The following is a 17,091-nucleotide window of genomic DNA, read 5'->3' as shown; positions in this document are numbered from 1 at the left end:
AACTAAATTAGGGAATTAAATTATAATTGATTGTCAGTTGTTTACATTATTCGTTGAAAGGAAAAGATTATCGGATGTCTTGTTTTGTAGGAGATAGTTTCTTCGATGAGATTAGCGATTATATAAAACTATAGCGCAAAAAAAATCCTGAAGCATATACTTCAGGATTTCTTAACTGTCTATTTTAGAAAATACTTATTCTACTAAAACCCATTCGCCTTTGGCAATTAAAGGTTCTGCTTGTTTGTATTTTACTGTTTTATTTTCGCCACTCATCACATTTTTGATAGTCACTTTGTCGTTACGTCCAATTTTTGGTTTGTCACGAACAATCGTTTCTACTACTTCTTGTTGACGTTGTGTATTACCTGCAGCTCTGTTTTGAGAAGAACGTTCGTCTAAGTTCGGGATTTCTTCTTTTTGTGTCTGTAAGTTTTCCTTTTTAGGAGTTTCTCTTGCTTCTTGAATATTAGACTCTTGTGTAGGAAGTTCTCCTTTAAATAAGAAAGAGATGACATCTTTATTAACTTGGTCTATTGTGGATTTGAATAATTCAAAAGCTTCGAATTTATAAATTAACAACGGGTCTTTTTGTTCGTGAACCGCTAATTGTACCGATTGCTTTAACTCATCCATTTTACGAAGGTGTGTTTTCCACGCATCATCAATAATGGCTAGAGTGATATTCTTTTCAAAATCGGTAATAAGTTGTTTTCCTTGTGTTTGGTATGCTTTCTCTAAGTCTGTAACCACTTGTAAAGATTTTACACCATCTGTAAAAGGAACTACAATTCTTCTGAATTTATCTCCTTGTGTTTCGTACACATTTTTAATTACAGGGAATGCAACTTCTGCATTACGCTCCATTTTTTCTTTATAATGCGCAAAAGCAGCCTTATAAACTCTTTGAGAAGCTTCTTGAACCGAAAGTTTTGTGAACTCTGCTTCCGTAATTGGCGAACTCATAGAGAAGTAACGAATTAATTCAAATTCGAAATTCTTAAAGTCGTTTGCCGCTTTATTCGTGTCTACAATAAGTTCTGTTGTATCATACACCATATTCGCGATGTCTACACGAAGACGCTCACCAAATAAGGCGTTATATCTACGTTTGTAAACTACCTCACGTTGCGCATTCATTACATCATCATACTCTAGTAAACGCTTACGTACACCAAAGTTATTTTCTTCTACTTTTTTCTGTGCTCTTTCAATAGATTTTGAAATCATAGAATGCTGAATTACTTCACCTTCTTGTAATCCCATTCTATCCATCATTTTCGCAATACGTTCGCTTCCGAAAAGACGCATTAAATTATCTTCTAACGAAACATAGAATTGCGAGCTTCCTGGATCTCCTTGACGACCGGCACGACCACGTAACTGTCTGTCTACACGACGAGAATCATGACGTTCTGTACCAATAATGGCTAAACCTCCAGCAGCTTTTACTTCTTCGCTTAGCTTAATATCTGTACCACGACCTGCCATATTGGTAGCAATGGTTACCTGTCCTGGTTTACCTGCTTCTGCTACAATATCTGCCTCTTTTTTGTGCAGTTTCGCGTTTAATACATTGTGAGGAACTTTTCTAATAGAAAGCATTTTTCCTAAAAGTTCTGAAATTTCTACGTTGGTAGTACCAATTAATACTGGTCTTCCTGCTTGCGAAAGTTTCGTTACCTCATCAATAACTGCGTTATATTTTTCACGCTTGGTTTTATAAACTAAATCTTGTCTGTCATCACGAGCAATAGGTCTGTTGGTAGGAATTTCAACAACATCTAATTTGTAGATTTCCCAGAACTCCCCAGCTTCTGTAACCGCCGTTCCTGTCATACCAGAAAGCTTACGGTACATTCTGAAGTAATTCTGAAGGGTTACCGTAGCAAATGTTTGGGTAGCATCTTCAATCTTTACGCTTTCTTTTGCTTCAATCGCTTGGTGTAGTCCGTCTGAATAACGACGTCCATCCATAATACGACCGGTTTGCTCATCTACAATCATTACCTTATTGTCCATTACAACATACTGTACATCTTTTTCAAAAAGTGCGTATGCTTTTAGTAATTGGTTAAGGGTATGAATACGTTCGGATTTGATACCAAAGTCTCTGAATAATTCTTCTTTTTCTGCAGCTTCTTCTTCTTTGCTTAAACCTTTTGCTTCAATTTTAGCTATTTCTGTACCAATTTCTGGCATGATGAAGAAGTCCGGATTGTCTTTTCCAGAAAGGTATTCGATTCCTTTATCTGATAATTCAATCTGATTGTTTTTCTCTTCAATTACATAGTACAATTCCGCATCTACCTTTGGCATCTCACGGTTGTTGTCTTGCATGTAATAATTTTCAGTTTTTTGAAGTAGTTGTTTTACACCTTCTTCACTTAAAAACTTAATAAGTGCTTTGTTTTTAGGAATACCTCTATAAACCTGAAGTAGTTTGAAACCTCCTTCTTTTTCATCACCAGCAGCAATTAGTTTTTTTGCTTCGGCTAAAACTCCCGTTAAAAATTTACGTTGTACCGAAACGATATCTTCCACCTTAGGTTTTAAAGCGTCAAATTCGTGCTGATCTCCTTTAGGGATAGGACCTGAAATAATTAATGGTGTTCTTGCATCATCAATTAAAACCGAATCCACCTCATCTACAATAGCGTAGTGATGTGGGCGTTGCACCAAATCGTCTGGATTGTGTGCCATATTATCTCTTAGGTAATCAAAACCAAACTCGTTGTTTGTACCGTAAGTGATATCTGCGTTATATGCTTTCTTTCTAGCGGCAGAATTAGGTCGGTGATAATCTATACAGTCTACACTCATACCATGGAACTCAAAAATAGGAGCCATCCATGCGCTATCACGTTTTGCTAGGTAGTCGTTTACTGTTACTAGGTGTACTCCGCGACCTGCTAATGCGTTAAGATATACAGGAAGTGTAGCAACTAGGGTTTTTCCTTCCCCGGTATGCATCTCTGCAATTTTACCTTGGTGCATAGCAATACCACCAATTAACTGCACGTCATAGTGAATCATGTCCCAGGTAATAGGTTTTCCTGCAGCATCCCAGGAGTTAGCCCATAGTGCTTGGTCACCGTCTAAAGTAACATAATCTTTATCTCCAGAGATTTGTCTGTCGAATTCATTAGCAGTAACTTGAATGCTAGTATTATGGGTGAAACGTTTTGCAGTTTCTTTAACTACAGCAAAAGCTTCCGGTAAGATTTCGTTTAAAACATCTTCTGTTACTTTATACACCTCATCTTTAATACCATCGATTTGTATGTAGATTTCCTCACGGTCATCAATATCTTCGGTGTTTTCTGCTTTTAGTAGAAGCTCGTCAATTTTACTTTGAAGTGGTTTACGTGCCTCGGCAATTTTCTCTTTAAAGAAAGCCGTTTTTGCTCTAAGCTCATCGTGCGATAAAGCTTCTAAGGCAGCTTCAAAGGTTTTTATTTTGTTCACTAAAGGTGTGATGGCTTTAACGTCTTGTTTAGACTTGTCTCCAACAAACACTTTTAGTACTGAATCTAAAAAACTCATGTGTTATTTGTTTTACTTTCTTTACTTACCACAGGTGAAGCTATATGAGCAAACACAAGGTTTGTAAAGTTTTTTGATTGTTATTTGTATATAATTTAAAACTAATATAGAGATTGTTGTGTTTCTGTTTTAGGGAAGCACACCTTTCTATGGTTCCCTCGGGGCAAAGCCTTTAGGGTTTTTTATTAGTCTTCAAAGATACGTTATGTAGCTTTGTTTCTTTAAATTTTTTCAATAAAAAAAGCCTCGTAAGAGACTTTTTTATTGATTTTTTTGATATTAATATTCATCCTCATTCCAGAGGTAATCTTCATCTGTAGGATAATCTGGCCAAATTTCTTCGATTGAGTCGTAAGAATCTCCTTCGTCTTCAATAGCTTGTAAGTTTTCAACAACTTCTAAAGGTGCTCCAGTTCTAATTGCATAGTCAATAAGCTCGTCCTTTGTTGCAGGCCAAGGTGCATCACTTAAGTAAGATGCTAATTCTAAGGTCCAATACATTTCTAAATAATTTTTATTATTATTTGCAAAAATAAATTTTTAGTTTAAATAGGCAAGTGAAAAGTGAATTATTTCTTGTTTTCAGCCTGCTTTTATTATAAAATAAAGTTCTTTTGAAAAATAAGTGGTTCTTTTCGTCCGAAAACAGGAAGATTTTAGGTCTCTATTTCTAATTCTCTGTTTCAGGACTTGTTTTTCAGTACATTAAAAGAACGTTTTATTTTTGTAGAACCTACTTAAAACTAAAATGTTTTGCATGGTTACTAAAATGCAGACGATATGTTATTGCTTTTCAGGAATCCATTTTACTTCATCTGCTTGTAGGTCATGTGACAACTTTCGTGCCAAGACAAAAAGGTAGTCGGATAATCTGTTTAAGTACATTAAAGTATTAGGTTCGATAGGTTCTAATTCGTTTAAAGCGGTAGCTAAACGCTCAGCCCTTCTGCATACGCAGCGTGAAATGTGACAGAATGACACGGTTTGATGTCCGCCAGGAAGTACGAAATGTGTCATAGGAGGTAAGGCTTCATTCATAGCGTCTATTTCCTTTTCTAATAACTCAATATTTTCTGAAGAAATTTTAGGAATGTTTAAGCGTTCCTTTCCGTTTTTAAGAATGGCTTTTTCTGGATCTGTTGCTAGAATTGCTCCAACGGTAAAAAGTCGGTCTTGAATATGGATTAATACTTCTTTGTAATGGCTGTTGATTTCTTGATCACGAATTAACCCGATATAAGAGTTTAGCTCGTCTACGGTTCCGTAGCTGTCTATTCTAATATGATGCTTAGGCACTCTTGTTCCACCAAAAAGGGCGGTAGTTCCTTTGTCTCCTGTTTTTGTATATACTTTCATGTGCTTTCTTTTTTGAAAGTGGAAAGTTACAGGATTTGCTTGAGAAATGAAAGGGAAATAGGAGTTAGGGATTAGGGAGTAGGGATTGGGGATTAGTAATTTGTGGTTAGGGGTAGGGGTTGGTTGTTTTTGTGTTATTCAGGTGGCGGTTTTGAGGGGAGGATCGCTGGAGTATTAAAGATATGGATTGTTAATAGGGGGTGATTTTGTAGGTATGACAATAGGTATTGATAATTGCATATTGTTAAGATATTCTTCGCTTCGCTCTGAATGACATTTTTCTTTAAAATGATGTCTTTTTTATGAAAGATAATGTTGTTTTTTGTCATTTAGAAGGAGGTGAAGACTGAAGAATCTCAAATAATGATAATGCTTCTTTATACCCTGCTCCTCCCTTTAGTCAAAGGGAGGTGGCTAGCTAGACGGAGGAGGGCTAGACGGAGGGTTTGAGAGAGCTTAGGAATGCTAATTTCAGTGTTGGTTATGATTGATTTTCAGTATTCAAACTCCCCTTTCTTTGCTTTCGCAGAGCTTCAGCAAATTCATTCCCCTCTTTGGCTAAAGAGGGGAGCTGCTATACGATTGGCTTTATTCTTGGTAGTGGATTCCTGTTTTTGTAGGAATGACAGTAGAAGTATTTGTTTAGCATTACTTTTTTGCATTGCCCAAAAAAGTAATCAAAAAAGTCTAGGCGGATTTTCGTTTCCTTGAAAACTACACAAAAGCCTTATCATGCGGATGGCAAAACGCTGCGCTAGGCCATCCTCCGCGTCCTTTCTGCGGCTTTTGTTTGTTTTACTACGCAAACGAAAAATAAGCCGAGGGGATACTAAGGAGCTTATTCTTAAAAAGGGTGATTTGTTTTAATAAGTTGAATGGGTTTCTTCCTGCTCAAGAAAGACAATTTTACTAAGATATATAGTGTATCACTTTCAAACTCCCCTTTCTTTGCTTTCGCAGAGCTACAGCAAATTCATTCCCCTCTTTGGCTAAAGAGGGGAGCGTCTATACGATGGGCTTTATTGTTTTTATTATAATGTTTGTTTGTAGTGGGCTCCTCCCTTTAGTTAAAGGGAGGTGGCTAGTTTGATGAAGGAGAGCTAGACGGAGGGTTTGCTATTTTAAGAAGTTACTTCATCTGAATTTAGTGGATTCCTACCTGTGCAGGAATGACAGAATCGTTTTAGATGAAGGTTTTTGTTTAATGAAATTCTTTGCTTTGTATTGTATAACATTTTAAGAATGCAAGATAATATTGCATTTGTATAACTAGAGTTTATACTTGTTGCAATGGTGCTTATAAAGAAGTTGTATTTCTACTTAAATTATAAAATGCTACTTGGGGTATGATGTGTAGAACAAAAAAACTACCTGTTTTTGGTGTCGCTTTCAATGATGCCGTCACGGAGGCGGATGATTCTTTCTGCGTGGGCAGCGATTTCTTCTTCGTGGGTAACCATGATTACCGTATTCCCTGCTTTATGGATTTCATCAAAAAGGTGCATGATTTCGTCTCCTGTTTTGGAATCTAAGTTTCCCGTTGGCTCATCGGCGAGGATGATGGATGGTTTGTTCACCAGTGCTCTTCCTACTGCAACACGTTGGCGTTGTCCACCAGAAAGTTGGTTGGGTCTGTGGTCCATTCTGTCTGCTAGACCTACGTCCTTTAGTACTTCTGCTGCTCGGGCGTGACGTGCTGTTTTCGACATACCGGCATATACCATAGGCAAAGCAACATTGTCTAAAGCAGTGGTTCTTGGTAAAAGATTGAAGGTTTGAAAGACAAAACCGATTTCTTTGTTACGTATTTCCGCAAGTTGGTCGTCGGTCATTTTACTTACGTCTTGGTTGTTTAGTAAGTAAGATCCCGCAGTTGGTGTGTCTAAGCAACCTAAAAGATTCATGAGTGTAGATTTTCCAGAACCAGAAGGGCCCATGATAGCTACATATTCACCACGTTCTATATTTAAATCAATTCCTTTTAAAACATGAACGGTTTCTGTTCCTAGTTTAAAGTCTCGAATAATATTTTTAATTTCAATTATGTTGCTCATAAATTCTAGTAGTAGCTTTAAGTTATACGTGCCTTCTGTTGCTTTGTATTTGCAAGGTACATATTTCTATTTTACCATAAGACGACAAAAGTAGTAGGATGTTACAGTCTAATTACAAAATGTTCTTTTACTTGTTCTTTTCTAAAAAAGACGATTCCCCAGTAAAAGCAGTCTATACTTGCTGTTACTTTTTTGTGTTCTATAATTTCTTGCCAGGCTTCTGTCATTTCTTCAGACCAATGTATGTCGTCAAAAATCATTAGCGAGTCGTTGTGAATATGGTTTAACAGGGTATTGAAGTAGCTTAAAGTTGCTTCTTTTTGATGATTTCCATCTATATAGATTAGGTCGAAATTTTTGTTTTTTAAATCATTGATTTCTGCAGTAAAGTCATTGACTTTGATGTCTATGTTTTTAAGCTTAAAATCCTGAAATTGTTGCTTGGCTATTGCTGCTGTTTCTGGGCAGCCCTCCATAGTGGTGATATTTCCTTTTTTGTTTCCTAAGCTTAATGCTGCTGTGGCTAGCCCTAAAGAGGTTCCTAGTTCTAGCATATTATCGGTTTGTAGGTAATTGGCAATACGGTAGAGTAGTTTTGCTCTTTTTTTTGTTACCCCTGCGGTTTTAGCGATTTTGGAAACTTTCCTTTTGTTGGATTTGAAAATACGAGATCCTGCACCGTAGTCTTTTACTTCGATGATAGTGTGGTTGTTGTATAGAGACTCTCTGTATTGGCTTAGAGTCTTATAGTCTGTGAATTTTGTTTTGTTATAGAAGCATTTGGTTACCAAATTATAGATAAAAGGGGAGTGGACTCCGTGTTGATTCGTGGAGTTCTTTAGGAATTTTATGTATTGTTTGGTTTGGTGTTGCATTGGGTGCTAAAGTGAAAAGTTTAAAGTGAAAAACTAAAAGTTTGTTGTGTGTAATTGCAGGTGTAAAGTTAAAAATGAAAAGTTAAATGGAATGCTTGTAGGTGGGTTTATTTTTTGTTTTGTTAGAAGGTATTTTTGGGGAATGACAATTTTACTAATAATGTGAATAGTGATTGTGTCAAACTCCCCTTTCTTTGCTTTCGCGGAGCTGCAGCAAATTCATTCCCCTCTTTGGCTAAAGAGGGGAGCGTCTATACGATGGGCTTTATTCTTGGTATTGGATTCCTGCTTTTGCAGGAATGACAGGAGGAATTTTTATTTTACTATTACTTTTTTACTCACTATTTTTTATTTTTTAAAGTTGTGTTCGTGAATCTTTGATTTGCATTGCCCAAAAAAGTAATCAAAAAAGTCTAGGCGGATTTTCGTTTACTTGAAAACTACACAAAAGCCTTATCATGCGGATGGCAAAACGCTGCGCTAGGCCATCCTCCGCGTCCCCACTGCGGTTTTTGTTTGTTTTACTACGTAAACGAAAAATAAGCCGGGTGCATTCTAATTATCGTCTTTTTAAAAAAGTGTAATTGAAGTATATAACGGCTTTAAAGGAGTCGTGTTGAGATTCTTCGCTTCGCTCTGAATGACATTGTCTTTTTCATTTGGATTTAGGGTTTTGAGTGGATTCTTGTCTGTGCAGGAACGACAATTTTACTAAGATATATAGTATTTCACTTTCAAACTCCCCTTTCTTTGCTTTCGCGGAGCTGCAGCAAATTCATTCCCCTCTTTGGCTAAAGAGGGGAGCGTTTAAGCGATGGGCTTTATTCTTGGTAGTGTATTTCTGCTTTCGCAGGAATGACAGGAGGTACTTGTTTATTTATCTCATTACTTTTTTGCATTGCCCAAAAAAGTAAGCAAAAAAGTCTAGGCTGACGATGCTTTATCTAAATTTTTCATTTGCCACCTAAATTTTAGGAACTCGCTATTAGAATACTCGTTCAAATAGTGTTTTGTTAAGCTCAAACAGCCTAAAATTTTACGGTGTCTTCATTTCAAATTTTACGATAAACCCTCGATAGGCCGGGTGGATTCTAAGGGGCTTTTTTCTTATAAATGAATATGTTGGTTTTCAGTAATCAAACTCCCCTTTCTTTGCTTTCGCAGAGCTTCAGCAAATTCATTCCCCTCTTTGGCTAAAGAGGGGAGCGTCTATACGATGGGCTTTATTCTTGGTATTGGATTCCTGCTTTTGCAGGAATGACAGAATAGGAATATTTTTTAACATTACTTTTTTGCATTGCCCAAAAAAGTAACCAAAAAAGTCTAGGCAGATTTTCGTTTCCTTGAAAACTACACAAAAGCCTTATCATGCGGATGGCAATACGCTCCGCTAGGCCATCCTCCGCGTCCCCTCTGTGGCTTTTGTTTGTTTTACTATGTAAACGAAAAATAAGCCGGGTGCATTCTAAGGGGCTTATTCTTATATAGGATAGTGTTTCTTTTATTATTTGCTTATAGGTTGGTAGTGGATTCTTGCTTTTGGAGGAATGACAGACTTGTTTTTATCGTGTTAATACTTTTTTGCATTGCTCAAAAAAGTAATCAAAAAAGTCTAGGCTGACGATGCTTTATCTAAATTTTTCATTTGCCACCTAAATTTTAGGAACTCGCTATTAGCATTCTCGTTCAAATAGTGTTTTGTTAAGCTCAAACAGCCTAAAATTTTACGGTGTCTTCATTTCAAATTTTACGATAAACCCTCGATAGGCCGGGTGGATTCTAAGGGGCTTTTTTCTTATAAATGAATATGTTGGTTTTCAGTAATCAAACTCCCCTTTCTTTGCTTTCGCAGAGCTTCAGCAAATTCATTCCCCTCTTTGGCTAAAGAGGGGAGCGTCTAAGCGATAGGCTTTATTGTTTTTATTATAATGTTTGTTTGTAGTGGGCTCCTCCCTTTAGTCAAAGGGAGGTGGATAGCTTGACATAGGAGAGCTAGACGGAGGGTTTGTGTTATTTAAAATTATCTCGAATAGCTTTGATGACAGAGGGTAGGTTGTCAAAAACCATTTTATTTTCAAAACGGATAACTTTATATCCTAAGTTTTCTAAATATAAGGTTCTGTTTTGGTCGTATTCCAATGTTGTTTGGTTGTTGTGAACTTCTCCATCTAATTCGATAATTAATTTTTCGGAAGCACAATAAAAATCCACAATGTATCTACCAATACTGTGCTGTTTTGTGAATCGTTTATTATTTAATTTTTTTGCTTTTAATTGTGTCCAAAGAAAAGCCTCTGCTGGGGTTAGGTTTTTGCGTAGATGCCTTCTTAATTCCTGTAGTTTCTTTTTGTTATCGAGGTTTTGGTTTGACATGTTTAAAAATACATAATATTTGGTATTTGTATAATGGATTTTATGTTCAAACTCCCCTTTCTTTGCTTTCGCGGAGCTGCAGCAAATTCATTCCCCTCTTTGGCTAAAGAGGGGAGCGTCTATACGATGGGCTTTGTTCTTGGTATTGGATTCCTGCTTTTGCAGGAATGACAGAATAGGAATATTTTTTAACATTACTTTTTTGCATTGCCCAAAAAAGTAATCAAAAAAGTCTAGGCAGATTTTCGTTTCCTTGAAAATTACACAAAAGCCTTATCATGCGGATGGCAAAACGCTGCGCTAGGCCATCCTCCACGTCCTTTCTGCGGCTTTTGTTTGTTTTGCTACGTAAACGAAAAATAAGCCGGGTGCATTCTAATTAGCACCTTTTTTAAAAAGTGTAATTGAAGTACATAACGTCTTTAAAGGATTGGTGTTGAGATTCTTCGCTTTGCTCTGAATGACATTGTCTTTTTTATTCGCCTTCCATTTTTTCCATGAGTTCGAACCAGCGTTCTTCTTTGGTTTCCATTTCGGTGATGATGTCTTGGAGTTTTTCTGAAAGTTTTTGTATTTGGTCTTGGCTTAGGGTTTCGTCAAGGAATTTAGCCTCAAGTTCTTTCTTGTCGAATTCTAAGGACTTTAGTTTGCTTTCAATGTTTTTGTATTCTTTTTGTTCGTTGTAAGACAGTTTGATATTGCTGTCTTTTTTCCAAGATTTCTTTTCTTTCTTGTCTTCTTCGTTTTCGGTAGGAGCAGGTAGGCTGTCTTCGTATGCTCTGAAGTCGCTATAGTTTCCAGGGAAATCTTCAACAACACCTTCGCCTCTAAAAACAAAAAGGTGGTCTACAATTTTATCCATGAAATACCTGTCGTGAGAAACCACAATAAGGCAACCAGGGAAGTCTAATAAAAAGCTTTCTAATACGTTTAGGGTTACAATGTCTAAATCGTTGGTAGGCTCATCTAGGATTAAGAAGTTTGGGTTTTGGATTAAAACCGTACATAGGTATAAACGCTTGCGTTCCCCACCGCTTAGTTTTTCGACAAAATCGTATTGTTTCTTTCTGTCGAATAAAAAGCGCTCTAGTAATTGTTGGGCGCTAATTTGTCTTCCTTTTTTTAGTGGTATATAATCTCCAAATTCTCTTACTACATCAATAACCTTTTGTTCCGGTTTTACGTCAATACCTTTTTGGGTGTAGTAACCGAATTTTACTGTTTCTCCTATAACAATTTTACCAGCGTCTGGTTTTATGGTTTCTGTAAGGATGTTTAGGAAGGTAGATTTTCCTGTTCCGTTTTTACCAATAATACCAACGCGTTCTCCTCTTTGGAAGTTATAATCGAATTGGTCTAAAATCACCTTGTCTTTATAGGATTTGGAGATTTTATGTAGTTCGATGATCTTGCTACCAAGACGTTCCATGTTGAGCTCTAGCTGTACCTCGTGTTCGTTTCTGCGTTGGTGTGCTCGGTGCTTTATTTCGGTGAAATCGTCTATTCTAGATTTAGATTTGGTGGTACGCGCTTTTGGCTGTCTGCGCATCCAAGTAAGCTCTTTTTTGAAAAGTTGTTTCGCTTTTCCGGTTTCTACAGCCTCTCGGTTAAGGCGTTCTTCTTTCTTTTCTAAATAATAGGAGTAGTTTCCTTTATAAGAAAATAATTCGCCTTCATCTAATTCTATGATTTCATTACAAACACGCTCTAGGAAATACCTGTCGTGTGTTACCATAAACAGGGTGATGTTTTCTTTAGCGAAAAAGGCTTCTAACCATTCAATCATTTCTAAATCTAAATGGTTGGTAGGCTCATCTAGAATTAGCAAGTCTGGTTTATTGATAAGCGCATTGGCAAGAGCAATGCGTTTTTTTTGTCCACCAGAAAGGGCACTAATTCTCTGTGTTAAATCCTCTAGATTCAGTTTGGATAAGATCTGTTTGTATTGGGTTTCAAAATCCCAAGCGTTATGCGCATCCATCTTTTCAAAAGCTCTTTGGTAAGCCTCTGTGTCGTTAGGGTTGGCAAGCGCTTTTTCGTAGGCTTTGATGACTTTAAGTACTTCGTTGTCGGAGCTGAAGATGGCATCTTCAATCGTTTGATTTTCGTTTAAGTCTGGTTCTTGAGGTAAATAAGAAACCACGATATCTTTTCTAAATACTACTTGTCCGCTATCCGGTTCGTCTAGCTTCGCGAGGATTTTCAGAATAGAAGTTTTACCAGTCCCATTTTTAGCAACAAAGGCTACTTTTTGATCTTTATGGATGCTAAAAGAAATGTCTTGGAAGAGGGTTAGTTCTCCGTAAGACTTAGAAATATTTTCAACGTTGAGGTAATTCAAAATCAGTTTTTTTACAAATAACGTGCAAAATACCAAAAAAAGTAGCATTAGTTTTTATATTCCTATTGAAAAGTTATATTTGTTAGGTAACATTAAACTTCAAGAATGAAGAGATTAATATTGACACTTTCTATATTGGCGAGTGTGGTTGTAAGTTCTTGTATTCCGCATAAGGATACATTATACGTACAGGAAAAAGGTAATAAAGATTCTTTAGATGCTATTGTAGAGCAGCAACGACCGTATCGCATTCAAATAAATGATATATTAAATATTCGAGTAAAAGCATTAGATCAAGATAATGTAAAGATTTTTAATCCGATAGGAGAAAAAGATCTAAATGCTAGTAGTGTGGAACGTTCTTATTTTGATGGGTTTACGGTAGATATTCATGGAAATATTAGAATACCAACTCTAGGAAAGATTAATGTTTTAGGGTATACCACCGAAGAGATAGAGCAGTTATTGGAGAAAAAGCTATTGGAAGAAGAATTTAAAGAAACTGCGAATATTTTTGTTACTGTGAAACTTACAGGCTTAAAGTACACTACTACTGGGGAAATAGGTAGTAAGGGTACTAAAGTTTTGTTTCAAGAACGCGTAAATATTTTAGAAGCCATTGCAAATGCTGGAGATATTCCTGTGACAGGAGATAAGAAAGATGTGTTAATTATTAGACAATATCCGCAAGGGCAGAAAATACATCATATAGATTTAACCGATGTCAATGTGATGCAGTCTCCGTATTATTATATTCAACCTAACGATATGATTTATGTAAAGCCTTTACGACAAAAGGCTTGGGGAACAGGAACCAATGCTTTACAGAATCTAGGTGCTGTAGCAACGGTATTATCTGTAATTACTACAACTATTTTACTGTTTAATAGATTATAAGTTATGGCCTACAATGAATATGATGAAATAGATCATGGAGACGTTAATCAAGTAATTTTTGATTTTAAAGGTTTTCTTTTTAAGATTGTTAATTTATGGAAGATTGTTCTTCTGTGTATTGCAGCAGCACTAGTTGTTGCATATTTGATTAATGTAAGAAAGCAGAGTGTTTATAGGTTAGACTCTTTAATTAGTGTAGAAAACGATCAGAATCCTTTTTTTACTGCCAATACGAGTATTTCTTTCAACTGGGGTGGAGTTTCCGGAAAGATGGGTAAGACCATTACAACCTTAAAAACCCGAACCCATAATGAGTTGGTAGTGGATTCTTTACAATATTATATGGACTACCTCAAGCAAGGAAAATACAGAAAGCTTGATATATACAAACGTGCTCCTTTTCAAGTAGATTTAGATCTCTCTAAACCACAGGTTTTAGGGCAAGCGCTCGGAATACGTTTTGTAAGTGCAAACCAATATGAGCTTTTTACCGAATTTACAGGAAGCAGTGCTAGAGGGCAGCGCTATGATACAAAAGACTTTGTAACGGTAGATACCCCTATTGGCCTTTTTGTTCAAACCTTCACTATAGGAGAAAAAGTAGATTTACCCTTTTTTCAAGGAGTCATACAGGTTCGTAAAGGGAGAACAGTACAACCAGGGAGTGAGTACTTTATTCAGTTTAAGAATTTTGATGGGGTTGTAAACTCCTATAAAAACAGCATTCAGGTAGGGTCTTTTAATGCTTCAAGCGCTTCGGTTTTAAAGCTTTCATTAGCAGGGACAAATAAGGCAAAAATAGTAGATTATTTAAATGCAACCGCAAGAATCCTTAGTAGAACAGAATTAGAGCGTAAGAACTTATATGCTACCAATACCATTAATTTTATAGATAGTAGTTTGGCTGCTGTAGATTCTAGTTTAAAAGACTTTACGCAGGAGATGAATGACTTTAGAAAGAAGAATAAAATATTTGATGTAGGGGTTGAGATGGCAGAGGTTTCTGCAAAACTAAAAAGCTATGAAGCACAAAAAGAGGCAGAGCAGACCAAGTTGAACTACTTAAATAGTTTAGAGAACTATTTACACACAAAGTCTGATTATACCAATATAGCAGCACCTACCTCAGTAGGTATTGAAGAAGGGAATATTTTAAGTAGTGTAAGTAAGATAACCACTTTGGCTATAGAGCGTAAGAGTCTGGAATATACTACCCGTGAGGAATCTGAAATATTTAAGAATATAGATAGGCAAATTGATGCTGAGAAAAATGTGCTACTAGAAACCATTAAGTCTACCGTTCATACAATTAATGGCCAGTTACATGTTATAAATAGAAATATTGCTTCTATGAATGCTAAGCTTTCTAGTCTTCCGCAGGAGCAACAAGATTTTTTAAAAATACAACGTAAGCTAGACATTAGCCAAGAAGCTTATAATGTATATATGAAAAAACGTAGTGAGGCTGCAATTGTAAAGGCTGCAAATATCTCTGATATTTCTATTGTAGATGAGGCTAAGGACATAGGTGGAGGTAGAATAGGACCAAACACTTCATTAAACTATATGATGGCCTTGTTGTTAGGGTTCTTTGTTCCTATAACATTAATTTTTATTTTTTTCTTATTAGATAATACTATTCATGGTTCGGATGAAGTGGAACATTTGTCAAATATTCCTATTCTAGGGCTGATAGGGAAATATCGTTATCCTAATAATTTAGTGGTTTTTGAGAAACCTAAATCGGCTGTAGCAGAGTCTTTTCGTGCAATACGCTCTAGTTTGCAGTTTTTTTATAAGAATAAGCTTAAAAATGCAGATGCTGGAGGTAGAACTATCATGGTTACGTCTTCGGTAAGTGGGGAAGGGAAAACCTTTACTTCTATCAACTTAGCTACCGTATATGCTTTGTCTGGGAAGAAAACGATATTGTTAGGTTTAGATTTACGTAAGCCTAAGATTTTTGATGATTTTGGTTTATCTAATGACCTTGGAATTGTTAATTATATTATAGGCGATAGTACCTTTGAGGAGGTAGTAAATCATACGCATATAGATAATTTAGATTTGGTTCTATCTGGACCTATACCACCAAATCCATCGGAGTTATTGATGAGTGATAGGATGTCTTCTTTGATAGCAGATTTACGTCAAACCTATGATATGATAGTGTTGGATACACCGCCTTTAGGATTAGTAACCGATGCATTGGAATTAGTACAGCATGCAGACGCTTCTATTTTTATGATTCGTTTGGATTATACCAAGAAAGGGATGTTGCAATTAATAAACGCTAAGCACCGTGCAGGGGAGATTAAGAATGTTAGTTTTGTATTGAACTTTTATAGGCATAAAACGAATCAGAATTATGGCTATGGTTACGGTTATGGCTATGGTTATGGTGTGTATGGGAATGCTTATCATCAGGATGATAAAAAGTCTTTTAAAAAAAGGGTTATGGCTTTGTTGAAGAGGATTTAGGGATTCCTGCTTTCGCAGGAATGATAGAAGGTGCTTTTTTTATTTAACATGTTCATTTTTTTACTCAATCTCTCTTATTGTTAATCGGTGTTCGTGAATCTTCGATTTCATCGATGAAAAAACGAACCAAAAAAATCTAGGCGGATTTTCGTTTGCTTGAAAACTACATAAAAGCCTTATCATGCGGATGGCGAAACGCTGCGCTAGGCCATCCTCCGCGTCCTTACTGCGGCTTTTATTTGTTTTACTACGTAAACGAAAAATAGGCCGGGGGCATGTTAAGGGGCTTGTTCTTAAAAAGGTTGTTTTTTTAGTAATAAGTTGAATGGATTCCTGCTTTTGCAGGAATGATAGAAGGTGCTTTTTTTATTTAACATGTTCATTTTTTTGCATTGATCAAAAAAACGAACCAAAAAAATCTAGGCGGATTTTCGTTTCCTTGAAAACTACATAAAAGCCTTATCATGCGGATGGCAAAACGCTGCGCTAGGCCATCCTCCGCGTCCTTACTGCGGCTTTTATTTGTTTTACTACGTAAACGAAGAATAGGCCGGGTGCCTTCTAATGGGTTTTTTCAAAAGAAGATGTCTGTCATTCAGAGGGAGGGCAACGACCGAAGAATCTCAAATAATGATAATGCTTCTTTATACCCTGCTCCTCCCTTTAGTCAAAGGGAGGTGGATAGCTTGACGGAGGAGGGCTAGACGGAGGGTTTGAGATATTTTTAATAGTTTCCTTATAGCTTTTGAATGATAATTTTAGTATTGGTTATGATTGATTTTCAATAGTCAAACTCCCCTTTCTTTGCTTTCGCAGAGCTACAGCAAATTCATTCCCCTCTTTGGCTAAAGAGGGGAGCTGCTAAGCGATAGGCTTTATTCTTGGTAGTGGGTTCCTGCTTTTGCAGGAATGATAGAAGGTGCTTTTTTTATTTAACATGTTCATTTTTTTGCATTGATCAAAAAAACGAACCAAAAAAAATCTAGGCGGATTTTCGTTTCCTTGAAAACTACATAAAAGCCTTATCATGCGGATGGCGAAACGCTGCGCTAGGCCATCCTCCGCGTCCTTACTGCGGCTTTTATTTGTTTTACTACGCAAACGAAAAATAGGCCGGGTGCCTTCTAATGGGTTTTTTCAAAAGAAGATGTCTGTCATTCAGAGGGAG

General features: G+C 36.5%; 9 protein-coding genes. 2 read left to right on the top strand and 7 right to left on the bottom strand.

Translation table 11 applies throughout. The features are described 5' to 3' along the window. Positions 1–195 precede the first annotated feature (195 nt). The 7 genes from secA to DU428_RS09250 all read right to left on the bottom strand — a co-directional run bounded on the left by secA (position 196) and on the right by DU428_RS09250 (position 12,545). Positions 196–3,546 (bottom strand): preprotein translocase subunit SecA, encoded by a 3,351-nt coding sequence (gene secA, locus DU428_RS09285; protein ID WP_113966423.1) that lies wholly within the window; start codon positions 3,544–3,546, stop codon positions 196–198. A gap of 279 nt (positions 3,547–3,825) precedes the next feature. Beyond that, a complete protein-coding gene (locus DU428_RS09280) occupies positions 3,826–4,047 on the bottom strand; it encodes a DUF2795 domain-containing protein (protein ID WP_008272287.1) in 222 nt (73 codons plus the stop codon). A 282-nt stretch (positions 4,048–4,329) separates the two neighbouring features. After that, positions 4,330–4,902 (bottom strand): cob(I)yrinic acid a,c-diamide adenosyltransferase, encoded by a 573-nt coding sequence (locus DU428_RS09275; RefSeq protein ID WP_072351218.1) that lies wholly within the window; start codon positions 4,900–4,902, stop codon positions 4,330–4,332. Positions 4,903–6,269: 1,367 nt separating this feature from the next. Then, positions 6,270–6,956: an ABC transporter ATP-binding protein gene (locus tag DU428_RS09265; protein WP_072353358.1), complete on the bottom strand. Its 687-nt coding sequence runs from the start codon at positions 6,954–6,956 to the stop codon at positions 6,270–6,272. A 101-nt stretch (positions 6,957–7,057) separates the two neighbouring features. Next, complete coding sequence (locus DU428_RS09260; RefSeq protein WP_113966421.1) at positions 7,058–7,831, bottom strand: O-methyltransferase; 774 nt, start codon at positions 7,829–7,831, stop codon at positions 7,058–7,060. A 2,010-nt stretch (positions 7,832–9,841) separates the two neighbouring features. Next, positions 9,842–10,204 carry an endonuclease domain-containing protein gene (locus DU428_RS09255; protein ID WP_072353361.1) on the bottom strand — a complete coding sequence of 121 codons (363 nt, stop codon included), beginning with the start codon at positions 10,202–10,204 and terminating at the stop codon, positions 9,842–9,844. Positions 10,205–10,679: 475 nt separating this feature from the next. After that, positions 10,680–12,545 carry an ABC-F family ATP-binding cassette domain-containing protein gene (locus DU428_RS09250; RefSeq protein WP_072353287.1) on the bottom strand — a complete coding sequence of 622 codons (1,866 nt, stop codon included), beginning with the start codon at positions 12,543–12,545 and terminating at the stop codon, positions 10,680–10,682. 105 nt (positions 12,546–12,650) lie between these two features. Between DU428_RS09250 and DU428_RS09245 the strand changes: the two genes are divergently transcribed. Both DU428_RS09245 and DU428_RS09240 read left to right on the top strand, forming a co-directional pair. Beyond that, on the top strand, positions 12,651–13,442 hold the full coding sequence (locus DU428_RS09245) for a polysaccharide biosynthesis/export family protein (RefSeq protein ID WP_072353286.1): 792 nt from the start codon (positions 12,651–12,653) through the stop codon (positions 13,440–13,442). A 3-nt stretch (positions 13,443–13,445) separates the two neighbouring features. After that, positions 13,446–15,923, top strand: a complete 2,478-nt coding sequence (locus DU428_RS09240) for an exopolysaccharide transport family protein (protein WP_072353285.1) — start codon at positions 13,446–13,448, stop codon at positions 15,921–15,923. Positions 15,924–17,091 lie beyond the last annotated feature (1,168 nt).

The organism is Oceanihabitans sediminis (genome assembly GCF_003337215.1).
GTDB lineage: Bacteria > Bacteroidota > Bacteroidia > Flavobacteriales > Flavobacteriaceae > Oceanihabitans > Oceanihabitans sediminis.
The sequence above is the reverse complement of the archived record's forward strand: the minus strand, read 5'-3'. Positions and strand labels throughout refer to the sequence as shown.